This is a genomic window from Veillonella sp. ZSJB6, from assembly GCF_051549505.1.
Taxonomy (GTDB): domain Bacteria; phylum Bacillota; class Negativicutes; order Veillonellales; family Veillonellaceae; genus Veillonella.
Map to the genome: position 1 here is coordinate 74,489 of NZ_JBPUGE010000001.1, position 25,278 is coordinate 99,766.

Consider the following 25,278-nt stretch of genomic DNA (forward strand, 5'->3'; position numbering starts at 1 on the left):
TCTGTAGTATGTGTCTGATAGATATATTATAATTAAGTTTAGCATTATCATATTGGCAATGATATCATAATTAGAATCATTATGCTTAAGAATACTAAATAACTAGCAACAGTGAGCCGATATTTTGCTTTTAATACACATATGACGAGATAGGGGGCTTTATGGCGCTGCTAGAATTATCAAATATATCTTATATTGTAAAAGACAAATCTATTATCAGTGATGTATCTTTATCGGTAAATCAAGGCGATTATATTACTATTGTAGGTCCTTCTGGAAGTGGTAAAAGTACACTTTTAAAATTATGTAGTGATCTGATTAGTCCTACATCGGGAACTATTACTTATAATGATCGTCCCTTAACGGCTATAGATCCTGAATCTTATCGTAGAGAGGTGGGCTACTGCTTTCAAAGACCTTATTTGTTTGCGAAAACAGTACGTCGTAATATTCTATTTCCTTATGATATTCGCGGTTTAAAACCGGATATGAGTCGTATAGAATATCTCTTTGATCTACTACATATGCCACTAAATTATATGGAGCGCGGTAATGATGAGTTGTCTGGTGGTGAAATGCAACGAATATGCCTTATTCGGAGCCTTATTTTTGAGCCTAAAGTGTTGCTTTTAGACGAGGTTACGTCTGCCTTAGATGCGACGAATACATCTATTGTAGAAAATGTTATTGATGAGCTTCATAAAAAGGGGATCACCATTATCTCCATTACTCATAATGAAGAGCAAAGCTTGCGTACTGCAAATCGCCGCATCACTATCGTAGACGGTCAATTAGCTAAAGAGGAGGTACTGATATGAGTCAGTTTCAAACTATATCTACTATATCGTTGTGCCTTGCATCAGTGCTAGTTATTATTAGTATGATTATGTCTTATCGACAAGAATTGAAGCTAGAAAAGGATATTTTCATCAGTGCTATACGTGCTACAGTTCAACTATTAGTCATCGGGTTTATTTTATCCTATATTTTTAGTACGGAAAGTCCAATATTTATTATTGGCTTACTTGGATTTATGGCTTTTAATGCCGCTTATAACTCAGCTAAACGAGGGCAAGGGATTCCGCATGCGTTATGGATTTCTTGGTTTGCTATCACCATTGGTGCATGGATAACCTTATCTATTTTATTGGTAACTGGCGTGCTTAGTTTTACTGCGTACCAATTGATTCCTGTTGGTGGTATGGTCATTAGTGGTGCTATGGTAGCCATTGGGCTTTGTTATCGTCAAATGCTATCAAATTTTGAATTGCGTAAACAAGAGGTGGAAATTAAATTAGCCTTGGGTAGTACACCTAAACAAGCTTCGAAAGCAATAGTTCGTGATGTTATAAAGACGGGTCTACAACCTACTGTAGATAGTGCCAAGACATTAGGTATCGTAGCGCTGCCGGGGATGATGACAGGCCTTATCCTAGCAGGCATGCCTCCATTAGAAGCTGTAAAATATCAAATGATCGTTACATTTATGTCGTTATCCACTATATCGATTGCTTGTTTTATTACCTGTCAGTTGTCTTATAGGACATTTTTTAATACTAGAAATCAATTATATAAGTAATTTCTATTAAAATCTTAATAGTAAATAAGGAATTAATTTAATTACATACATTTTAGTCATATTCGATATAGATAATCGATATAAATTAGAAATTCCCATACTATAAAGGTTGCTTCCTCTTATGAGGGAGTAACCTTTTATTATTGTGTGTCAAATTCCTATGTTTTTTAGTAGGAATAGTGGTATACTATGTACAGTATCAGTGAAATACCAGAAGACTGGTTGTCATATACTTTCATATACCTAAAGAGGGGTGGCATTGCCACTAGAAAGATTTGAGGTAAGTACTATGTATGATGTAAAATCTCCAAAGGCGGAGGAATTTATTTCCCATCAGGAAATCCTTGACACCCTTGCCTATGCAGAGGAAAACAAGGAAAATAGGGAGTTGTTAGATGCTATTTTAGCAAAAGCTGCTACATTTAAGGGGTTAAACCATAGAGAAGCAGCTGTTCTATTAGAATGTCCGTTGCCTGAATATAAGGAAAAGCTTTATGCGTTAGCTAAAGAAATCAAGAAAGCTATTTATGGTGATCGCATCGTTCTATTTGCACCATTATATTTGTCTAACTATTGTATTAATGGTTGTGTATACTGTCCGTACCACTCTAAAAATCGCGATATTAAACGTAAAAAGTTGACTCAAGACCAAATTAGAGAAGAGGTTATTGCCTTAGAAGCAATGGGGCATAAGCGCATTGTTATTGAGTCTGGTGAAGATCCTCTTAATAATCCTCTTGAATATATTTTGGAATCTATCAAGACTATTTACGGTATTAAAAATAAAAATGGCGAAATTCGCCGTGTAAACGTAAATATTGCAGCTTGTTCCGTTGAGGATTACAAGAAATTACATGAAGCTGGTATTGGTACATATACATTATTCCAAGAAACGTACAATAAAGAAAACTACGAAGCACTTCATCCAACAGGCCCTAAGAGCGACTACGCCTACCATACAGAGGCGATGGACCGCGCTATGCAAGGTGGCATTGATGATGTAGGTATCGGTGTTCTTTATGGCTTAGAACATTATAAATATGATTTTGTAGGTTTGTTGATGCATGCAGAGCATTTAGAAGCAGTATTTGGTGTAGGTCCACATACAATTTCTGTACCTCGTATTTGTCCAGCTGATGATATCGATGTAGATGATTTCAGTAATGCTGTACCTGACGATATATTTGAGAAAATCGTTGCTCTTATTCGTGTATCCACACCGTATACAGGTATGATTATGTCTACCCGTGAAAGTCAATCCATGCGTGAACGCGGATTGGCATTAGGTATCTCCCAAATTAGTGGTGGCTCTCGTACTAGCGTAGGTGGTTATAAAGAAGAAGAGAAACCAGAGGATAATTCGGCTCAATTTGATCGCAGTGACACACGTACATTAGATGAAATCGTAGATTGGTTACTAGATCTTGGATATGTGCCTAGTTTCTGTACTGCATGCTATCGAGCAGGTAGAACAGGGGACAGATTTATGGCCCTCGCTAAATCCGGCCAAATCCATAACTGTTGCCAACCTAATGCATTGATGACATTAAACGAATACATCATGGATTATGGTGACGAAAAAACTAAAGCTCATGGCGCTAAGGTTATTGAACAACAGTTAGAAAATATCAAAAATGATTTAGTTAAAGATAAAGCTAAAGCTTATATTGCACAGATGAAAGACGGCGAACGAGACTTCCGGTTCTAAGTAATTCACTGATCGTGAACCTCCTATTGATAATGGGAGGTTCTTTTTTGTTGAGAAAATGTCAAAAGTTAAATGAGAATAAAATATATAAAATGGTTTATTTTATTCGCTTTTTGATGTATAATAAATAAAAATGATAATGATAATACGTTGAATTATTATAATAATATTGATTATAAACTACTGAGGGATATGATGATTAAGAAAAAACGTTGGCGCATTTCTACAAGCGACAAAGAACAAGAAAATATCTTAATCCGTGAACTTGGTGTAAATCCTATTGTGGCAAAATTAATGGTAAATCGCCACATAGATGTTGACGAAGGGCGGAAGTTTTTACAAGGTTCTTTGTCAGATTTGTTAGATCCATTCACATTAAAAGATATGGATGTAGCTGTTTCGCTAGTTCAGGAGACAATTGAAAAGCATAAACCAATCGTTATTTATGGCGATTATGATGTAGACGGTATTACTGCAACATCTGTTCTATATCGATTTTTAAAGAAATTAGGTGCCGATGTTACCTATTACATACCAGAGCGTCAAAGCGAAGGTTATGGACTCAATTTAGAGGCTTTAGAGCACCTTATAGAGCGAGGGACGGCTCTAGTTATTACCGTAGACTGCGGTATTAGCTCTTACGATATTGTAGAGGCTGTACGTGACCGTATTGATATGATTATTACGGATCATCATACGGCACCAGATTTGATTCCACGAGCAAAGGCTGTTATTAACCACAAGCAGAAGGATTGTCCTTATAAGGATAAAAACTTGTCCGGCGTTGGGGTTGCCTTTAAATTATGCCAAGCCTTATGGCTTACAAAATATGGTGAATGGTATTTAGATGATTTAGATATTGTCGCATTAGGTACTGTGGCAGATGTAGTACCGTTAGTCGGTGAGAACCGCATCATTGTAAAAGCAGGCTTAGAGAAGATGAATAGTCATCCTAATTTAGGCATTAAAAAGCTTATCGATGTAGCAGGTCTCCATGAACGAACTATAACATCTGGACATATCGGTTTTACTTTGGCACCTCGCCTTAATGCAGCAGGTCGCGTAACGCATGCAACACGTGCTGTTGAGTTACTTGTTACCGATGATGCTGATACGGCAGAAGCTATTGCAGAGGAATTAAATGAAACTAACCGTGAACGCCAAGAACTGGAGCGGAATATTCATGAACTTGCTCGCATCGATGTGGCTAATCAAGGTCATAAAGCGGATTATGTAACGGTGGTGGCTGGTGAAGACTGGCATCCTGGTGTTATCGGTATCGTGGCTTCTCGTTTAGTTGAGGAGTTTTATAAACCAACCTTAGTCATCAGTATTCATGATGGCGTTGGTAAAGGGTCCTGCCGCAGTATTGATGGCTTTAATATCTACGATGCACTCAAGTCCTGTGAAGATGTGTTACTACAGTTTGGTGGTCATGCTGCAGCAGCAGGCTTTAGTATTGATGCAAGTCGTATAGATGAATTACGAGACCGCTTAACGGCGTATTGTAAAGAGCATGTAACACCGGAAGAATACATTCCTGTCGTTGCTATTGATGCGGAACTACCCGTTGATGATATCGATGTAGATATCATTGACCGCGTATCAGCCCTTGAACCGTATGGTATGGCTAATAGTACGCCGGTCTTTGCCGTTATGGAAGCAACGGTACAAGATATTATGCTTATGGGTCAGTTAAAAAATCATTGTAAGGTGATTTTAGAAACCTCAAGTGGCACGTTAGATGCCATTGCTTGGAATCGTCCAGATTTGTTTAAAACCATATTTGTTGGAACTGTGGTGAAAGTAGCATTTTCATTGCAAAAGAATGAATGGCAAGGGATGGTTTCTCCACAGCTTATGATCCAAGCTATTGAACCATTGAATGAAGAGCCTATTACACTTTCAACAGAAGGGCTTAGACAAATGTATGTCATAGTCAAACAAGCTATGCGTGGTCGTAGTCAATCGGTTTACAATGTGGAACAAGAAATTTTGCGCCGCAAGCCGGCAGATCAAAATAATCGTAGTGCCCTTACATCCTTAGATGTTTTTAAGGAGTTGGGCATCATCGAAGAATATACAAGTGATGATGGTCAATTAATGCTAAGATGGAATGCCGTTGAAGGAAAATTAGATCTTGTCACATCCGTAACATTTCTTACCTATAGTGTATAGGAGGTGACACCATGACAACTGTAAATGAAGAAGGTAAAGCTTTGGTTGAACAAGGTACATTCAACAAAGAAAAAGCTTTAGCTGAATTTATGGAATATATCCATACCTATTTAACAGATGATGAGTGTAACCAAGTATTGAAGGCTTTTGAACTTGCTGATAAGGCTCATGAAGGTCAATTAAGAGCTTCTGGTGAGCCATATATCATGCATCCACTAGCAGTAGCTGAAATTTTGGCACACTTACAAATCGACCATATTACGCTTATGGCTGCACTTATGCATGATGTAGTTGAAGATACATCGTATTCGAAGGAAGACTTAGAGAAAATGTTTGGCTCTGAGGTGGCTTTCCTCGTTGATGGTGTAACGAAATTAAACCAGTTTCAATATGAAACAAAAGAAGATCGCCAAATGGAAAATTATCGGAAGATGATTTTGGCTATGGCGAAGGATGTGCGCGTCGTTGTTATCAAATTGGGTGACCGCTTACATAATATGCGTACCTTAAAGCATATGCGTAGCGACAAACAAAAGCGTATTGCAAAGGAAACATTAGAAATCTTTGCTCCTCTAGCACATCGCCTTGGTATCTTCAATGTGAAATGGGAACTAGAAGATTTATCATTCCGCTATTTAGAGCCGGAAAAATATTATGATCTTGTAGATCAAATGAAACAAAAACGCCAAGCTCGTGAGGACATTGTAAATGATACGATGAGTCAACTCACTAAAGCTTTAGGAGAAGCTCATATTAAGGCCGATATCAAAGGTCGTCCAAAACACTTCTACAGTATTTACAAGAAGATGAAAAAGGACAACCGTGATTTATCTCAAATTTACGACTTGCTTGCTGTTCGCGTTATTGTTGATACAATTCCAGATTGCTATGCCGTACTAGGTATTGCGCATAGCTTGTGGAAACCATTGCCATATCGTTTCAAGGATTACATTTCCATGCCGAAATCTAATATGTATCAATCCTTGCATACAACGGTTATCGGTACCATGGGGCAACCTGTAGAAATCCAAATTCGTACATGGGAAATGCACCGTGTATCTGAGTATGGTGTTGCTGCTCATTGGCGCTATAAAGAAGGCAATAAAAATGGCGATAAGGATTTCGACCAAAAGGTTGCCTGGTTACGCCAAGTCCTTGAATGGCAAGATACAAGTAATCCAACAGAACTAGTTAATGCGTTAAAACTAGACGTTTTCTCTGGTGAGGTATTTGTATTCACACCAAAGGGCGATGTTGTTAAATTGCCTATCGGTTCGGTTCCACTTGATTTTGCGTACCGTGTTCATACCGATGTTGGTCATCGCTGTGTAGGGGCTAAGGTAAACGGTAAAATTGTACCGCTAGATTACACCTTACAAAATGGCGATATTGTAGATATTATTACATCTAAAACAGGTCGCCCAAGTCTTGATTGGCTTAATATCGTAGGCTCTTCTGAAAGTAAGAGCAAAATTCGCAACTGGTTCAAGCGTGAAAATAAAGCTGAAAATATTGAAAAAGGCCTAGAAGCACTTGAAAAAGAAGCAAAACGATTAAACTATAGTTGGAAAGAATTAATCGCTGATAATCGTCTCCAACAAGTTACAAAACAGCTGAAAGCAGGTACTGAAGAGGAAATGTTTGCTGCTTGTGGCTATGGTGGTATTCCTGTCAGCACTGTTCTCTTGCGGTTAATTGAACTTTATAAAAAATCTAAAGAAGCAGAAGAATCTAAGCGCAGCACTGAACAAATCATTGAGAAGTTAAAAGCTCAAGGGCCAAAAACGACCAAGAATGGTACGGGCGTTCTCGTAAAAGGGGAAGCTGGTGTCATGGTACGTATGGCGAAATGCTGTAGCCCAGTTCCTGGTGATGATATCATCGGATACATCACGCGTGGTCGTGGTGTATCTGTCCATCGCTCCGATTGTACGAGCCTTGGCCATACGCCAGAAGATTTAGAGCGTATGATTGAAGTTTCTTGGGATGGTTCCTCTGGTGAATCCTTCCATGTAGGCATCGATATTCAAGCATACGATCGAAATGGTCTGTTGATGGAGGTTATGGCAGTACTTTCAGAGTTAAAAATCACCATTACAAACATCAATGCTAAGGTTCAAGAAGATACTAAAACTGTAAGTATCAATGTTGTGGCCGATATCCGTGATATTTCACAACTTGATTTTGTTATGACTAAGTTGCGCCGTATTCGTGAAGTATATACAGTACAGCGTAGTAAAGGAGGGGCTTAATGAGTGAACAACAATTAGTGCTTATGCGCATGCCATTAGGTCCATTAGGGACTAATTGTTATGTTATTGGAGATAAAGCGGTAGGCGAAGCTTTCATTATTGATCCTGCTACTGCTGAAGTATTAGAGTCTCTAAAGAAGCACGACTTGAAACCAAAGGCGATTTTATTAACCCATGGTCATGGTGATCATATTGGTGGCGTTCAAGAGATTGTAGATACATATCATGTGCCTGTATATATTCAAAAGGGTGATATACCGTATCTGTCAGATCCTGAACTCAATCTCAGCGCTTATAGTAATCCAACACCAATCAAGGTAAAGGCTGACATTATCGAGGTTAAACAAGGTGACCACATTACCTGTGGTGCTATTGACCTTGAAGTGCTTGAAACACCGGGGCATACGCCAGGTGGGGTATGTTATTACATGGAAGGTCTTGTATTTGTAGGAGATACTCTCTTTAGAGATTCCGTAGGTCGTACAGATTTTCCAAATGGTTCTTATGAGACATTAATGGAATCCATTAAAACTCAGCTTTATAAATTGCCTGACAATACAATGGTATATCCTGGTCATGGACCAGAAACAAATATAGGTTATGAAAAACAATACAACCCATTCGTTGGGGCGTAGGTTTTATAAAACTTTTGTAAGAAGTAAAGGGGATAGTTATCATGAACACAACATTAGAGAAATTAAAAGAACGCATTAAAGATAAAAAATACAAATTGACTACACAACGTCAAACAATTTTACAAGCCTTCATCGATGCTGATGAAAATCATTTGAGCGCTGAAGACGTATATGTACTTGTAAAAGAAGTAGCTCCTGATATCGGCTTAGCTACTATTTACAGAACACTTGATCTATTCACTGAACTTGATTTGTTAAAACGTCTTGATTTCGGTGATGGTCGTAACCGTTACGAATTAAATGATGAAGAGTTCGCTCATTTCCATCATCATTTGATTTGTGTAAAATGTGGTAAAGTATCTGAGTTCGAAGACGATATGCTTGAAACATTAGAGTCCATCATCGCTAAAAAATTGAACTTCCGCACTATTGACCATCAATTGAAAGTATATGGGTACTGCAGCGATTGCCAAAATCATATGACTGAAGCAGAACTTGAAAAATTAGAACGTATGGCTCATCACCATGCTTAATGGATATCTATATACGGGGCCATTACCACTTGGCTCCGTAGTAGCCCATAACTGTGGTGCTGCTGGTTTATTCTCTGATAAAGTTAATCCAGAGGTTCTTCTAGAGGCTATAGAGGTAGACGGTTTATATCGTTTGACTGTAACCATTGGTGAGGTCGTAAAAACTTTTGACGGTGATATTTCATCTATGGGTCGTCGTCGAATTGGCCAAGCCTTATTGCGCTATCTGCGTGAATATCAAGGCTTGCCAGCCGATGCTCCATGGGGGACTATGGTCGGTGTGCGCCCTACAAAGCTATTACATAAATATATAGATACATATGGCTCTGTCCACGCAGCAACTCGTCACATTAGGGACGAGTTTTCTGTGTCTATGGAAAAGCTTACAACGTTGGGGGCCATCGGCGAGTATCAACGTCCATTTTTGGCTGATACAGACGATAAAAAGGTGAGTCTCTATTGTGGCATTCCTTTCTGTGATACGCGTTGTGTGTACTGCTCGTTTCCTTATGGTCTTTATCAGGATTACACTGATAAAAGTCAATTTTTAACAGCTTTAGGCCGTGATATGGATGATATGAAAGATATTGCTCAGTCTTATGGCTTAACGGTAGATACCCTCTATATGGGTGGCGGTACACCGACGGTATTAGGGAATGAAGACTTTCACCAAGTCCTAAAACAGTTATCTGTTTTAGTGCCGGAAGGACATGAGTTTACTGTAGAGGCGGGGCGTCCAGATTCTGTTAATCCTCGGAAGATACGATCTATGCTCGATTTTGGTGTAAATCGTATCAGTATTAATCCACAAACGATGCAAGACGATATTTTGCGGCGCATTGGGCGTGGACATAGTGCGCAGGATATTGATGAATTGTTACAATATGTAAAAGTTAATACACCATTTGCTGTAAATATGGATTTTATTGCAGGTTTACCGCATCAAACGATGCAAAACATGGTAGAGAATATAGATTACGTATGTCAAAATTTGCCGGAAAATGTTACAATTCATACGTTAGCATTAAAACGTGGTAGCCCATTGTATGATTTACATATGCAAGATGATATTCCTGAAGAACATCTCGTAGCAGAAATGGTACAATATGGTAAAGAGCGTCTTGAAGCAGCTGGCTATGTGCCATATTATCTATATCGCCAACAATATATGAGAGGGCAATTAGAGAATATTGGCTATACCTTGCCAGGTAAAGCGTGCGAATATAATATTCAGATCATGGAAGAGCGACAAAGTATTCTATCCATGGGACCTGGTAGCTCATCTAAGTGGATGCGCGCCCCTGAATATCGTCAATTGAAACAGCACATGCCAAAGGATGTTGATGTTTACCACGCAACGATAGATGCACTATTAGAGAAACGACATAGAATTTGTGAGAAATTTTGGGAGGTTGTGTAATGGCTATTAGAAAACCAAGAGGTACACAAGACTTTTTGCCAGAGCAAATGATAAATTGGCACTATATTGAACAACGTATGCGTGAAATTTGTAAAGTATACGGGTTCAATGAAATTCGCACACCTGCCTTTGAAGATACTAAATTATTCTTGCGCGGTATCGGTGAAACTACAGATGTAGTACAAAAGGAAATGTATACATTTACTACAGGCGATGATGGTGGCTCTAGCTTCACATTGCGTCCTGAAAATACGGCTTCTGCTGTACGTGCATACTTAGAAAATAAAGTATATGGTAAAGAAGGCCTTACAAAATGGTATTACATGGGACCTATGTTCCGTCATGATAAACCACAAGCAGGTCGTTACCGTCAATTCCATCAATTTGGTGCAGAGGTACTAGGCTCTCAATCTCCAGTGGTAGATAGTGAAGTTATCTGTATGGTTGTACAATTGTTGAAAGACTTTGGCCTTAAAGACCTTAATGTAGAGGTGAACTCTGTAGGTTGCCCAACATGCCGCCCTGTATATCGTGAAAAATTAATTGAATTCTTTGAACCTAAAAAAGAACAATTATGCAGTGATTGCCAAGAACGTTTATATAAAAATCCGTTGCGTATCTTGGATTGCAAAAATGAAACATGTAAATCTTTGTCCGTAGGTGCTCCTGAAATTCACGAACATTTATGTGAAGAGTGTCATGATCACTTCGAAGAATTGAAGACCTATTTAACGGCTGCTAATGTGCAATATACATTGAACCCTCGCCTTGTACGTGGTCTTGATTATTACACAAAGACAGCATTCGAAGTACAATACACTCCATTAGGCGCACAAAGTGCCGTAGCAGGTGGTGGTCGTTACGATGGCCTTGTAGAGGAACTTGATGGTCCTCATACGCCAGCAATTGGCTTTGCTATGGGCATGGAGCGTTTGCTATTAGCACTTGAAAAACAAAACTTATTGCCTGAACCATCTGTTGAACCATCTGCATTTGTAGTGGCTCTTGGTGATGCGGCTAAGGTAGAGGCTTTCAAAATTTGCCAAGCATTACATGATGCATATGTATCTGTTGAAATGGACGGACAGGGCAAGAGTATGAAGGCACAATTAAAATATGCTAACAAAATTAATGCAAAATATGTTATCATATTGGGTGATGATGAATTGGCTCGTGGGGAAGCCATAATCCGATTCATGGAAACTAGTGAACAAGAAACTGTACCACTTGATACAGTTTCTGAACGTATAACTTCTTTGGTGAAAGGATGACAATTAGAATGGAAACAATGCAAGGCTTACACCGTACGCACGGTTGTGGCACCATCTCTGAACAAGAGGTAGGTAAAGAGGTCGTATTATGTGGTTGGGTTGAACGCCGTCGTGACCACGGTGGTTTGATTTTCTTGGATCTACGCGATCGTTCTGGCGTAGTACAAGTGGTAGCGTCTCCAGATCATAACGTAGAATCTTTCCACAAAGCAGAGGATGTTCGTAATGAATATGTACTTTGTGTACGTGGTAAAATTACAAAACGTGATGAAGCCGCTATTAATCCAAACCTTCCTACAGGTGCATACGAAATGTTCTGTGAAGAGTTGCGCGTATTGAACTCCGCTAAAACTCCTCCATTCTATATTCAAGATGATATCGATGTAGATGAAAATATTCGTTTGAAATATCGTTACCTTGACTTGCGTCGTCCAGAAATGCAACGCAACTTGATTTTGCGTCACAAAGTAACGAAAGCAATGCGCGACTTCTTCGATAGCCGCGATTTCTTGGAAATTGAAACTCCAATGCTTACTAAATCTACACCAGAAGGCGCTCGTGACTATTTAGTACCTTCTCGTGTAAATGCTGGTACATTCTATGCATTGCCACAATCTCCACAAATTTTCAAACAAATCTTGATGGTTGCTGGTTATGAAAAATACTTCCAAATCGTTCGTTGCTTCCGCGATGAAGATTTGCGTGCAGACCGTCAACCTGAGTTCACTCAGCTCGACTTGGAAATGTCCTTCGTAGATGAAGAAGACATTTACTCTATGCTTGAAGAAATGATTGCTCATGTATTTAAAACTACATTGGGCAAAGAAATTCCATTGCCTATGCCTCGTATTACATGGGATGAAGCAATGGATAAATACGGTTCTGATAAACCAGACCTTCGCTTCGACATGGCCTTTACTGATGTAACTGATCTTGTTAAAGATACAGAATTTAAAGTATTCCGCTCTGTAATCGATAACGGTGGTGTAGTTAAAGGTATCGTTGTACCTGGCGATGCTGGTATTCCACGTCGTGAACTTGATGACCTCGTTGAATATGTAAACCGTTACGGTGCAAAAGGCCTTGCATGGGCTTGCTTCAATGAAGATGGTTCCATCAAGTCTCAAATCATGAAGTTCTTAGGTGAAGATACAATCCGCAATATCGGTGAAAAAATGGGCGCTAAAGGTGGCGACCTTGTATTGATGATTGCTGATAAACCTGCCACTGTGGCACGTGCATTAGGCGAATTGCGCCTTGAAATGGCACGCCGCATGAACATGATTGACCAAGATAAATTGGCATTCACATGGGTAACTGATTTCCCTATGTTTGAATATAACGAAGATGAAAAACGTTATGTTGCAATGCACCATCCGTTCACAATGCCTCGTCATGAAGATCTTGATAAATTGGAATCTGATCCTGGCAGCGTAAAAGCGATTGCTTACGACATGGTATTGAACGGTGTTGAAATCGGTGGCGGTTCCTTGCGTATTTACCAATCCGATGTACAAGAAAAAGTATTCAAAGCTATTGGTTTATCTGAAGAAGAAGCTAAATCTAAATTCGGCTTCATGCTTGATGCATTCCAATACGGTGCACCTCCTCATGCTGGTTGTGCATTCGGCCTTGATCGTCTTGTTATGTTGATGGCAAAACGTCAATCTATCCGCGACGTAATCGCATTCCCTAAAACTCAATCTGCTTCTGATATCATGAGCCAAGCTCCATCTGAAGTAGAACCTAAGCAATTAAAAGAGTTGCATATTAAACCAGATATCGAGGAAGAAGAAGAGCAATCTTTGGTGTAAAAACATAGGCAAGAATTGATTAAATTTGAAATGTCAAGACTTGTTAATTACGAATCTTTCTGATACTATTTATGTATAAGATATCCCTGCCATGTGCGTGTGATATCGCAGTTTTGAGCCAACACATTTACTTCGGGAGTCCGAACTCTCGTCTGAACGTTACGCCCTTACGGGACAACTGAAGGATGAGGAGGACACCCACCTGCCCTAAGCAGGATCAAAACGCGGTACATTACGGCATGGTGGGGCTTTTTTGCGTGTAAAAATGGTATGTAATGTCATATACTATATATAGAAAAGACCAGCCAATATCGTTATTATAGGCTATTGATCTATAAATTATATTCTTAATGAATACAATTTACTGGACTGTACGATTAATAAAACTTTAGAGTTAATAGATAAGATGTTATGGATTGAGGTGATAGAATGGATAGTTTATTTGATATGACGCCTACCAATACGTATGAACCGTTACCGGTGCGTATGCGTCCTACCACATTAGACCATTTATATGGTCAAGAAAAAGCGGTAGGGAAGGGGACTTTCTTGCGCGCCATGGTTGAAAAGGATACAATTCCATCTATGCTTTTTTATGGCCCTTGTGGAACGGGTAAAACTACACTGGCAGGTATTATTGCGAAGGTTAGCAATAGCCATTTTGTAAATTTAAATGCTACTAATGCGGGCATAAGTGAGCTGCGTAATATCATAGAGGATGCTCGTAAGCGGGTGCGATCTTTACAACAACGAACTATTTTATTCCTCGATGAAATTCATCGCTTTAATAAAAGCCAACAAGATGTGTTATTACCTTGTGTAGAGGATGGCACAATCATCCTTATTGGCGCTACCACAGAAAATCCATTTTTTGAGGTAAATAGACCTCTTTTATCTCGTCTAAGATTAATTACCTTAGAGGCACTTACACCAAAGGCTATAGGCCAAATTTTGCGCCGTGCTATTACAGATGAAGAGGTAGGCCTTGGTAAACGTCGTCTACAGGTGACAGATGAGGTTCTTGAAGATGTGGGGATTTTCGTCAATGGCGATGGGCGTATGGCGTTAAATATTTTAGAGCAAGCTGCAGCAATGGTACCCGATGAAGGGGCTATTACTATAGAGGTCCTTGAAAAGGTTGTAGGCCGCCGTATTTATACATACGACAAAAAAGGTGATAGCCACTATGATACAATCTCTGCGTTTATTAAAAGTATGCGTGGCTCTGATGTGCAAGCAACGATGCACTACTTGGCACGTATGATTGAAGCTGGCGAAGATCCTAACTTTATTGCTCGTCGTATCGTAATTTGTGCTGCTGAGGATGTAGGTCTAGCAGACCCTCAAGCTTTAATTCTCGCCAATGCAGCAGCTCAAGCTGCTCATATGGTAGGTTTCCCTGAAGCGCGCATTATATTATCTGAGGCGGCTTGCTATGTAGCCTTAGCGCCGAAAAGTAATTCTGCTTATATGGCAATCGATGCAGCTGTTGCCGATGTGCGTCATAAGGAATGTGGTCAGGTTCCAGATCATTTAAAAGATAGTCATTACAGTGGGGCTAGCAAACTAGGCCATGGGAACACCTATAAGTATGCTCATAACTATCCAAATGGCTATGTAAAGCAGCAGTATTTACCAACACCTCTTGTAGATGCTACATACTACAATGGTATTAAGCGAGGGAAAGAAGAACAGTTACTTCGTGACTGGGAGGAACGGCGTAAAAGCTAACTAAATACTTCGATATATGCTATAATATAATGATAAGTTAATTTACAGTAGTGTTATATAGTAAGGGGTTTGTATAGATTTATGGCAGAAGAAAAAACTTCCACCAAAAAACGCAATACACGACGAAAGCGAACAAGTACAAAACAACAAACTAAATCTCAAGGGTTTTCCTTGCGTAGCGAAGTTAAAGGTTTAATTGTAATTGCCTTTGCAGTTATTTCCTTGCTCGGGTTCTTTGGCTTTGAACTCGGTCTTGTAGGACAGATTTTAACAGGTATATTCCGTTATGGCTTTGGCCTAGGCGGTATTATTCCATGTCTTGGCGTTTTCTGGGTAGGCTGGCGATTATTATATAAGGGAACATTTATTTCCATTACTAAACGAGGCGTTGTAATGACCTTGTTCTTCCTATTTTTGCTAGCTCTCGTTCCATTGTGGCGCGTTCCTGAGGGGCAGGAACTCATCACAACACAATTGGCTAATCAAGGTGGTGTTGTAGGTGGCGCCATCGCTACATTCCTTCGCACATTATTAGGTGAACTAGGGGCTATCATTTTAGATGTGTTCTTATTACTTGCCTTTGGTATTCTAATTACCCGTTTATCCTTGCGCAGTGGCTTGCAAAAAGCGGCGGATAAAACTCAAGTAGGATTAGATGTAGCTAAAGAAGTGGCTGCTGAAAAGGTGGCTGTAGCTAAAGAAGTCTTTGAAGACTGGAACGAACAACGTAAAGAAGCAGCAGAGCAACGTAAAGCGTATAACAGGGAAAAGGATACACGCTTTGCTGATGCTGCCGATCAAGCGCTAGATGCATTGGAAAAACGCGGTATAACTGCTGATAGAGATAATTTTGAAACTAGTACACTTGTAGATAATGAACCTATGGTAGACACAGTGACAACTGTGGAAACACCAAAGGCTCCTACATCTTGGAAAGAATTAGCCGAGATAGAGGCCCGCAATCGAGCAGCGGAACAATTGGCGAATATTTCTGAAGCTTCTGGTGATGCTAAGTCTTATGATGCAGATGATTTCGATCAATTCTCTGATGCTAGTAGATCTACAGGTGATGATTATGTATATGTTCCAGATGAGGATTATACATATACTCCAGATGAAGGGTATACAGATGATTCTGAATCAGTAGACAATACTCATGTGGAACAGCCGGAGTTCACATATCAAAATACAACGATTGGTCCGTTGGAAACTAATCACGCTGCTATAGCTTCTGCTGTACCTGGAACAGGTGCTGCTGCAAGTTCTGTAAGTGCTGGTGCAGGTATGAATGGCATGAGCTTGCAAGTACCGTCTACCATTAGTACTACAGAAGATACAGCACAAGTGGCAGTGTCTAAAGAGGGTCAAATTCACCGTACCTATGATAGACCTTACCATTTCCCAAGCCTTGATATTTTGGCGAAAGGGAAGGGGAGTCAAAGCAATGGTGAAGAAGTAGCACAAAATGCAATGATGCTTGAAAATGTATTGAGTAACTTTGGCATTACTGCTAAGGTCGTTAATGCAACGCAAGGCCCAACTGTTACACGTTATGAAATTGAACCTGCACCAGGTGTGAAGGTTAGCCGAATCGTTAATTTAACAGATGATATTGCCCTTAATTTAGCGGCTCAACATATTCGTATGGAGGCGCCAATTCCTGGTAAATCCGCTATTGGTATTGAGGTTCCTAATAAGACAACAGAGGCTGTACATTTGCGCGATGTTCTTGATTGCAGTGACTTCAAGGATGCTCGTGGTGGCATTCCAGTTGGTCTTGGTAAGGATATTGCAGGTAAACCTGTTATTACTGACCTTGCGAAGATGCCTCACTTGCTCGTAGCAGGTACTACGGGTTCTGGTAAGTCTGTATGTGTTAACACATTGATTTCCAGTATTCTATTTAGTCGTAAACCAGAAGAGGTCAAGTTATTATTAATCGACCCTAAGATGGTTGAATTGTCTATTTATAACGGCATTCCTCATTTGATGGCGCCAGTTGTAACAGACATGAAAAAAGCAGCTGCTGTATTGCGTTGGGCCGTTCGTGAAATGGAGGCTCGTTATAAAGCCTTTGCAGCGTCTGGTAAACGCGATATTAAGAGCTATAATGAAGCGCATCCTAAGGCGGCTATGCCATTAATCGTACTGATTATTGACGAGTTAGCTGACCTTATGATGACAGCTCCTGATGATATTGAAGAATCTATTAGCCGCTTAGCACAAATGGCGCGTGCTGCGGGTATTCATATGGTACTTGCTACACAACGTCCATCTGTTAATGTTATTACTGGTTCTATTAAGGCCAATGTACCGAGCCGTATTTCCTTTGCCGTAGGTTCTCAAATTGATTCCCGTACTATCCTCGATATGGCAGGGGCAGAAAAATTACTTGGTAAAGGTGATATGTTGTTTGCTCCAATCGGGGCGAATAAACCAATTCGTGTACAAGGTGCATTCATCTCTGATGATGAAGTGGAACATCTTGTGGAATTTGTAAAAGCTCAACGAGAACCAGAATATGATGATACTGTTACGCAAGAGGCTGAAAAGGAAACAGAAAAAGAATCATCTGAAGAAAATGATATTTACCGCGATGAATTATTAGAACGTGCTGTTAATCTCGTTATGGAATCTGGTCAAGCATCTGTATCTATGTTACAGCGTCGATTCCGCATAGGTTACACTCGTGCGGCTCGCCTAGTAGATACGATGGAAGATCTTAAAATTGTTGGTCCTAGTATGGGCAGTAAGGCTCGAGAAATTTTGATGAGCCCTGAACAAGCTAAGGCGCGATATTTCTCAGACTCCAATGATGAGCAATAATTAAATGATTACGATATGAGTAGTATGTAGAGTTAGAAAGGAACGAAAATGGCTGAATTAGGCGAAGAATTACGACGTGAACGGGTAAGACGTAATTTAACCTTTAAAGATGTGGAGCAAGTACTGCACATTAAAACAACCTATTTAGAAGCTATCGAAGATGGTAAGTATGACATCATTCCTGGTCAGGTCTACGTAAAAGGCTTTATTCGTAATTACGGTAATTATTTAGATCTTGATGGTGATCGCTTGGTGAAAGCTTATCAAAGTCAGGTAGGTGATATAGATACCTTTTCTTTGCGTTCTGTTACACGGCAGAAAGCGCAAGCGACACCAAATTTGGTGCAAAGTGAATTCGTTGAATATCAAACATCTAAAAAGCGCATGTCCTTAGAAACGCGTCAACGTAAACGTCAACGTTCTATTGTACAGGAACGCATTATTTTAGGCATAATTTTGTTCTGTATGGCATTATTTTTACTTTGGTTATTCCTTTTCTGATAAAAGGAAAGAAAGGCATTTACTCAATCGATGGATAGATTTTTAGTAACAGAACCTTCGGATATGAAGGAACGTGGCTGGGCCGAATTAGACTTTGTCCTCATCAGTGGGGACGCCTATGTAGACCATCCGTCCTTTGCTCCTGCCGTTATCGGCAGGTACCTAGAGTCCAAAGGCTATCGTGTAGGCATTATAGATCAACCAGATTGGAATGATGTAGAGGCTTTCAAAAAACTAGGTAAACCGCGTCTAGCGTCCCTTGTTACAGCAGGAAATTTAGACTCAATGCTCAATAAATTTACGGCCGCAAAGAAGATTCGCCGTCAAGATGATTATTCTCCCGGTGGTGAATCTGGTCATCGTCCAGATCGGGCTACCTTGGTATATGCGAACCGCATGAAAGAGGCATATAGTGATGTACCGCTTATTATCGGTGGTATAGAGGCATCCTTGCGTCGCTTTGGTCATTATGATTATTGGTCAGATACGGTACGTCGCTCTATCTTAGTTGATTCTAAGGCCGATGTACTTGTTTATGGTATGGGTGAACTTCAAATTGTGGAATTAGCAGATGCGTTAGATCAAGGTCGCTTTAAAGAGTCCTTGCCATCTATTCGCGGTATTTGTTACATGGCAAAGGAAATTCCTACTATAGACTATGTTGAATGCCCGTCTTTTGAGGAAATTAAAACCGATAAGATGGCCTTTGCTGATGCATTCCGTATTCAATATGATGAACAAGACCCATTTTATGGTCGTATGGTGGTCCAAAAGCATGGGGACAGATATCTTATTCAAAATACGCCTGCTTTGCCTTTGACACAGGAGGAAATGGATGGTGTATATAACTTGCCATATACACGTAAGTGGCATCCTAAATACGATGATAAAGGTGGCGTACCAGCGTTAAGTGAAGTACAATTTAGCCTTGTTAGTCAACGCGGATGTTTTGGTAGCTGTTCATTCTGTGCCATTACCAATCATCAAGGTCGCATCATCCAAAATCGTAGTCATGAGTCTTTAATCGACGAAGCTCAAACTATGATTGAGATGGACAATTTTAAGGGCTATATTCACGATGTTGGGGGCCCTACGGCAAACTTCCGTCATTTAGCATGTGATAAACAAGCTGTATATGGCGCTTGTAAAGGTCGTACATGTGCGGCTCCAGAGCCTTGTGAAAATCTTAATACAAATCACGATGATTATATTGCATTACTCCGTAAATTACGTAAGCTAAAAGGGGTCAAAAAGGTATTTGTTCGCTCTGGTTTGCGCTATGACTATGTTCTAGCAGATAACAATAAAGACTTCGTACGAGAGCTGTGTGAGTTTCACGTTAGTGGCCAATTGAAGGTAGCACCAGAACACGTATCTAAACGGGTTACAAATATGATGGGGAAAGCTGGTAAGGAAGAGTTTCTCACGTTCAAATCTTGGTTTGAAGAGGCTAATAAAAAGCTTGGTAAGAAGCAATATTTAGTGCCATACTTTATGAGTTCTCATCCTGGTTGTGCCTTGGAGGATGCTATTGAATTAGCAGAGTTCTTGCGTGATCAACATATGTATCCGGAACAAGTACAGGATTTTATTCCTACACCAGGCAGCCTATCGACTTGTATGTATTATACGGGTATTAATCCTCTAGATGGAAAGCCCGTATATGTAGCAAAAAAAGGTAGAGATAAAGCTAAGCAACGTGCTTTAATGCAATATAAAAATATTGAAAATTATGATCTTGTAAAAGAAGCACTCATTGAAGCTAATCGGCGTGATTTAATTGGATTTGGACCAGAATGTTTGATTCCACCACGCCCAATTGGTCGCAATAGTAATCGTACTGGTACGGGCGGTGGAAACCGCAATAGTGTACAAGCTAATAATCGTCGCAGCGGACGTCAGTCCGGTGAGCAGCGTAGTAAGGGAAGATCATCTCGCAGTGGTATGACTAAAAGTCGTCCCTCTAACAAAAGCCGTGGTGGTCGTTAATTATAGAGATTAGTTTTACGAGTCTCATTTGGGGATACTTTATGTCTTATAGGAGGCATATATGAAACGATGGATTGCTCCGGGCATTTTAGCCCTTTTTGTGGTAGGAATGTTGACCTATGGCGTAAACTTTTACCATCAAGAACAATTGGAACATGCAAAAGAGCCAGTTCGTGGTGAGATTACAGTTTATACAGACTTACCAAATAATATAACTACATTGCTTGCTGATCGTTATGAAGATGAGAAGAATGTAAAAGTTACCGTTATGCCTCTTACAGAGGAGCAAATGGCGCAACGTTCGGCCTCAAATGTAGCTGATACATCTGGTGATATTGTACTTACCTCTGAGGATAACCTTGTTGTAGGTGCTAATACTGGAAAATATGCACCTATCGTTAATGAGAAAATTGACGAGGTTCGTGACAATCTAAAGGATACAAATGGATATTGGGTAGGTCTTTGGTATGATCCTATCGTATTTGTTCAAAATGATACCTTCTACAATGGGATAGGTAAATATATTACTACTTGGGATACATTGGGCAAACAAGGTGATTGGTCTATTGTGATGACCGATTTTGTAGCATCCCAAAATGCAGCTAATTTGTTATATAACATGGTGGAATATAGAGGCGAGCCTGAGGCACTGAACTATTTATATAGCTTAAAGCCACATATAATACAACATGCTAAGTTCTTGTCTACCCCAGTTCGTTTAACAGCGCTTGGGGAGTCTAATATCGGCATTGGTAATTTATCTGATGCGGCCCAATATACGCGTCATGGATATCCAATTAAGGTCATTTATCCAACAGATGGGACCTCTTATTATGTAACTGGGGCGGCCGTATTAAAAAATTCAAAACATAAAGCAGATAGCGTCGAATTTATTAATTGGTTGTTGTCTACAAAGACTGCAAAGTATATGGTTGAAAATAACTTCACCTATATATTTACAAACCCAGAAATGGATGAGCCAAAAGACTCATTGGGACATGAGCTAATTTTATGGCCTGTAAATGGCGGTTACACCATTGATGGTAAAAAATTATTACTAAATCACTGGGTTAGCCAAGTGCGTTTCCGTAAGGAATAACTCAGTTATATAGATCCTATTAAGGTAGTAAATTGAAAATAATCTTGTTAAGAAAGGATATAGAATGGGTAAGAAATTAGGATATGTTAGCCTAGGTTGTGCTAAAAACTTAGTAGATACAGAGGTAATGTTAGGCTTATTGAAAGATAATGGCTATACGATTACAGAGGACCTAAGCGAAGCAGATCTTATCGTCGTAAATACCTGTACTTTTATTGAGAAAGCCAAAGCGGAGTCTATCAATACCATTCTTGAGGTAGCTCAATATAAAGAAGATGGTACATGTAAAGGCCTTATTGTAGCAGGTTGCTTAAGTCAGCAATATCAGGATGAGCTATTCAAAGAAATTCCTGAAATTGATGCTTTGATTGGTACAGGTGCATGGGACCAAATCATGGTAGCTGTTGATGCTATTGAGCATGGCAATCGTAGTTGTATCATGGAAAATATTACAAATATCTATGATGAACGCATGCCTCGTATTCAAACAACACCTCGTTACAGTGCGTATGTAAAAATTGCGGAAGGCTGTAACAATGGTTGTACCTTCTGCATTATTCCAAAGGTGCGCGGTGCATTCCGCAGTCGTACTATCGAATCTATTAAGGCTGAAGTGGAACGATTAGCTGCAGCAGGTGTTAAGGAAGTTGTTCTTATTGCTCAGGATACAACTAGTTATGGTATTGACCTTAACGATGGCAAGCCATTGTTGACTACATTGCTTAAGGAGTTAACTACGGTAGAAGGCATCGAATGGATTCGCATGTTATACCTATATCCAACATTCTTCTCCGATGAATTGTTAGATCTTATCGTTAATGAGCCAAAACTTTGTAAATATGTAGATATCCCATTACAACATGTTAATAACGATATTTTAAAACAAATGAATCGTCGAGATGATCGCAATGATATTGAACGGTTGCTTAAGAAAATTAGAAATGCTCCTACACATATTACGTTGCGTACATCTATTATCGTTGGCTTCCCTGGTGAAACAGATGAGCAATTTGAGGAACTTTGCGACTTTGTAAAAGAAATCAAATTTGATAATATGGGCGTATTTACTTATTCTCAAGAGGAAGGTACACCAGCTGGTGCGCGTGAAGACCAAGTGCCAGAAGAGGTAAAAGAAGACCGTTATCATATTCTCATGTCCATCCAAGCCGCTATTTCTGAAGAAAATAACCGCGATTTAGAAGGTACTATTGACTATGCAATGGTAGAAGAAATCGAGGAAGGTGAGAATGGTACATTACTCGCTAAAGGACGCTTAAAATCTCAAGCACCTGATGTAGACGGTAATATGTACATTGAAGACTGCGGAGAAGAGATTCAACCTGGAGATATTCTTAAGGTACAAGTAGAGCAGGGCTTTGCTTACGACGTAGTAGCTACGGTTGTAGAATAAAACACAGCTCGATACATTCGATTGTGGAGGTGATCTGATGATTGTAGAACTCATTTCTACAGGTTCAGAGTTATTGCTAGGTGATACAGTTAACACTAATGTATCTTGGTTAGCACAAGAATTAAATAAATTAGGATATACTATTGCTCATCAATCTGTCGTAGGGGATAATCCAAAGCGTATGGCTGAAGTTTTTCAGTTAGCTAGCTCTCGGGCAGATATTGTTATTAGTACTGGTGGGCTTGGCCCGACACAGGGCGATATTACACGGAATGTATTGGCCGATTCTGTGGGCCGAAAGATTATATTTAATCAAGAGGCGATGGATGAGGTTGAAAGATTTTTCCAACGTGTAAAACGTACTGTGCCTGATGCAAGTCGTCGAGAAGCACAATTGCCAGAAGGTGCAAAGGTACTACATAATCCAGTGGGTGTAGCGCCAGGTGTTGTCGTTGAAGATGGAGATACTACATATATTCTTTTGCCAGGACCTCCTGGTGAAATGAAGGGAATGTTCCAAGATAGTGTAGTTCCCTATTTGAATGATCGCTTTGGTTCACAAGGTGTGGTTACCTCTTATCGATATGGTGTATATGATATTCGCGAAATCGATTTGGAAAATACCTTAATGGATCTCATTAAGAATCAATCAAATCCGACTATAGCGCTATTAATCAAAAAAGGCTATATTGAGGTGCGCATTACGGCTAAGGCTGATACCTTAGAGGCCGCACATGAGCTTCTCAATCCTTGGGATGCTATCATTCGAGAACGGTTAGGCTCTCGGGTAGGTCGCGATTTATCTATTTCCATGGAGGAAACTCTGGGTCGTGCTTTACTAGAGGAACATAGTACGATTAGTACTGCTGAATCTTGTACTTCTGGCTTAGTCGGTAAGTTATTGACTAATGTCAGTGGTAGCAGTGAATACTACATGGGCGGTGTTATCTCCTATAGCAATGATGTCAAACATCGTGTATTAGGGGTACCTCAAGATATGTTAGATACCTATGGGGCCGTTAGTGAGCAAGTTGCTAAGGCTATGGCTGAGGGGGCACGAACTGTTGGTCAAACAACATATGCCGTTTCTACAACCGGTATAGCTGGTCCTGGCGGTGGTAGTCCTGAAAAGCCAGTTGGTCTTGTATGGTTTGGGGTTACTGGACCTTATGGGACTGTGGCTCATAAGGCTAATTTAATTGGTAATCGTGAAGATATTAGACAAAGTGCAGCAGAACTAGCACTTTACTATGTTTATACTTATATAACAGAAAAGGGGAAATAAAAGAATGGCTGTAGATGGCAGACAAGCAGCGTTGGATAACGCGTTAAAACAAATTGAAAAAGACTTTGGTAAAGGCGCTATTATGCGTCTTGGTGAAGCAGCAGATCGCATGAACGTAGAGGTTATCTCCTCTGGTTCTCTTGCAATCGATATCGCTGTTGGCGTAGGTGGGTTCCCTCGTGGCCGTGTAATTGAAATCTACGGTCCAGAATCCTCTGGTAAAACAACAGTAGCTCTTCACGCTGTAGCAGAAGCGCAAAAACAAGGTGGGATTGCAGCTTTTATTGATGCGGAGCATGCGATGGATCCTGTATATGCTCGTAATTTGGGCGTAGATATCAATAACTTGTTGATTTCTCAACCAGATAATGGTGAACAAGCTCTTGAAATTACAGAAGCCCTTGTTCGCAGTGGTGCTGTAGATATCGTCGTAGTTGACTCCGTTGCAGCCTTGGTTCCTAAAGCAGAAATCGACGGTGAAATGGGCGATGCTCATGTAGGTCTCCAAGCTCGTTTGATGAGTAAAGCATTGCGTAAATTGACTGGTATCATCAGCAAATCTAAAACTGTTGTTATCTTTATCAACCAATTGCGTGAAAAAGTAGGCGTAATGTTTGGTAATCCTGAAACTACAACAGGTGGTCGTGCGTTGAAATTCTATTCCTCCGTACGTCTTGATGTTCGTAAGGGTGAATTAATTAAAGCTAATAACGAAAATGTTGGTGCTCGCACTAAAGTTAAAGTTGTTAAGAATAAAGTAGCACCTCCATTCAAAACAGCTGAGTTTGATTTGATGTACGGTGAAGGTATCTCCAAAGCTGGTACACTTATCGATATTGGCACAAATATGGAAATCATCAATAAATCTGGTGCATGGTATTCCTATAATGGTGAACGCATGGGCCAAGGTAAAGAAGCAGCTAAACAATATTTGTTAGATAATCCACAAATCGCTGATGAAATCGATCGTATTATTCGCGATACATTAGCTGTTGGTACAGAAGAAATTGATGTAATCGGTGAAGAAGTAACTGAAGAAGTATAAT

At 39.9% G+C, this 25,278-nt stretch carries 18 protein-coding genes and 1 other RNA gene; all 19 read left to right on the forward strand.

Going from position 1 to position 25,278, the window contains the following annotated elements:
- The first annotated feature begins 161 nt into the window (after window positions 1-161).
- Window positions 162-818 carry an ABC transporter ATP-binding protein gene (locus tag ACSV5T_RS00355; RefSeq protein ID WP_105085891.1) on the forward strand — a complete coding sequence of 219 codons (657 nt, stop codon included), beginning with the start codon at window positions 162-164 and terminating at the stop codon, window positions 816-818.
- Window positions 815-1,579 carry an ABC transporter permease gene (locus tag ACSV5T_RS00360; protein ID WP_105085890.1) on the forward strand — a complete coding sequence of 255 codons (765 nt, stop codon included), beginning with the start codon at window positions 815-817 and terminating at the stop codon, window positions 1,577-1,579. Before ACSV5T_RS00355 ends, ACSV5T_RS00360 begins: the two co-directional genes overlap by 4 nt.
- Window positions 1,580-1,868: 289 nt before the next feature.
- Entirely contained in the window at window positions 1,869-3,287 is a 1,419-nt protein-coding gene (gene hydG, locus ACSV5T_RS00365) for a [FeFe] hydrogenase H-cluster radical SAM maturase HydG (RefSeq protein ID WP_060923969.1), read from the forward strand.
- A 195-nt stretch (window positions 3,288-3,482) separates the two neighbouring features.
- Window positions 3,483-5,465 (forward strand): single-stranded-DNA-specific exonuclease RecJ, encoded by a 1,983-nt coding sequence (recJ, locus tag ACSV5T_RS00370; protein ID WP_438319946.1) that lies wholly within the window; start codon window positions 3,483-3,485, stop codon window positions 5,463-5,465.
- A gap of 11 nt (window positions 5,466-5,476) precedes the next feature.
- The gene (locus ACSV5T_RS00375) at window positions 5,477-7,717 is read left to right on the forward strand and encodes a RelA/SpoT family protein (protein ID WP_438319947.1); all 2,241 of its coding nucleotides are present in this window, start codon (window positions 5,477-5,479) and stop codon (window positions 7,715-7,717) included.
- Window positions 7,717-8,352, forward strand: a complete 636-nt coding sequence (locus ACSV5T_RS00380) for an MBL fold metallo-hydrolase (RefSeq protein WP_295868240.1) — start codon at window positions 7,717-7,719, stop codon at window positions 8,350-8,352. The genes ACSV5T_RS00375 and ACSV5T_RS00380 overlap by 1 nt, the downstream gene beginning before the upstream one ends.
- Before the next feature lie 41 nt (window positions 8,353-8,393).
- On the forward strand, window positions 8,394-8,885 hold the full coding sequence (locus ACSV5T_RS00385) for a Fur family transcriptional regulator (RefSeq protein WP_105089417.1): 492 nt from the start codon (window positions 8,394-8,396) through the stop codon (window positions 8,883-8,885).
- Entirely contained in the window at window positions 8,878-10,305 is a 1,428-nt protein-coding gene (hemZ, locus tag ACSV5T_RS00390) for a coproporphyrinogen dehydrogenase HemZ (protein WP_438319948.1), read from the forward strand. Before ACSV5T_RS00385 ends, hemZ begins: the two co-directional genes overlap by 8 nt.
- Complete coding sequence (hisS, locus tag ACSV5T_RS00395; RefSeq protein WP_295804711.1) at window positions 10,305-11,576, forward strand: histidine--tRNA ligase; 1,272 nt, start codon at window positions 10,305-10,307, stop codon at window positions 11,574-11,576. Before hemZ ends, hisS begins: the two co-directional genes overlap by 1 nt.
- Before the next feature lie 8 nt (window positions 11,577-11,584).
- Window positions 11,585-13,390: an aspartate--tRNA ligase gene (gene aspS / locus ACSV5T_RS00400; RefSeq protein ID WP_438320220.1), complete on the forward strand. Its 1,806-nt coding sequence runs from the start codon at window positions 11,585-11,587 to the stop codon at window positions 13,388-13,390.
- A gap of 80 nt (window positions 13,391-13,470) precedes the next feature.
- A non-coding RNA gene (gene ssrS / locus ACSV5T_RS00405) (6S RNA) lies at window positions 13,471-13,643 on the forward strand.
- Between the two features lie 176 nt (window positions 13,644-13,819).
- Window positions 13,820-15,121 (forward strand): replication-associated recombination protein A, encoded by a 1,302-nt coding sequence (locus ACSV5T_RS00410; protein ID WP_438319949.1) that lies wholly within the window; start codon window positions 13,820-13,822, stop codon window positions 15,119-15,121.
- A gap of 81 nt (window positions 15,122-15,202) precedes the next feature.
- On the forward strand, window positions 15,203-17,947 hold the full coding sequence (locus ACSV5T_RS00415; protein WP_438319950.1) for a DNA translocase FtsK 4TM domain-containing protein: 2,745 nt from the start codon (window positions 15,203-15,205) through the stop codon (window positions 17,945-17,947).
- Between the two features lie 48 nt (window positions 17,948-17,995).
- Window positions 17,996-18,448, forward strand: coding sequence for a helix-turn-helix domain-containing protein (locus tag ACSV5T_RS00420; RefSeq protein WP_105089411.1), 453 nt, complete (start codon window positions 17,996-17,998; stop codon window positions 18,446-18,448).
- Between the two features lie 30 nt (window positions 18,449-18,478).
- Window positions 18,479-20,437: a YgiQ family radical SAM protein gene (locus ACSV5T_RS00425; protein ID WP_295824171.1), complete on the forward strand. Its 1,959-nt coding sequence runs from the start codon at window positions 18,479-18,481 to the stop codon at window positions 20,435-20,437.
- A 61-nt stretch (window positions 20,438-20,498) separates the two neighbouring features.
- The gene (locus tag ACSV5T_RS00430; RefSeq protein WP_295824168.1) at window positions 20,499-21,536 is read left to right on the forward strand and encodes an ABC transporter substrate-binding protein; all 1,038 of its coding nucleotides are present in this window, start codon (window positions 20,499-20,501) and stop codon (window positions 21,534-21,536) included.
- Window positions 21,537-21,600: 64 nt separating this feature from the next.
- On the forward strand, window positions 21,601-22,947 hold the full coding sequence (gene rimO, locus ACSV5T_RS00435) for a 30S ribosomal protein S12 methylthiotransferase RimO (RefSeq protein ID WP_105089408.1): 1,347 nt from the start codon (window positions 21,601-21,603) through the stop codon (window positions 22,945-22,947).
- 37 nt (window positions 22,948-22,984) lie between these two features.
- Complete coding sequence (locus ACSV5T_RS00440; RefSeq protein WP_438319951.1) at window positions 22,985-24,232, forward strand: competence/damage-inducible protein A; 1,248 nt, start codon at window positions 22,985-22,987, stop codon at window positions 24,230-24,232.
- A gap of 4 nt (window positions 24,233-24,236) precedes the next feature.
- Entirely contained in the window at window positions 24,237-25,277 is a 1,041-nt protein-coding gene (recA, locus tag ACSV5T_RS00445; protein WP_005386086.1) for a recombinase RecA, read from the forward strand.
- Window position 25,278 lies beyond the last annotated feature (1 nt).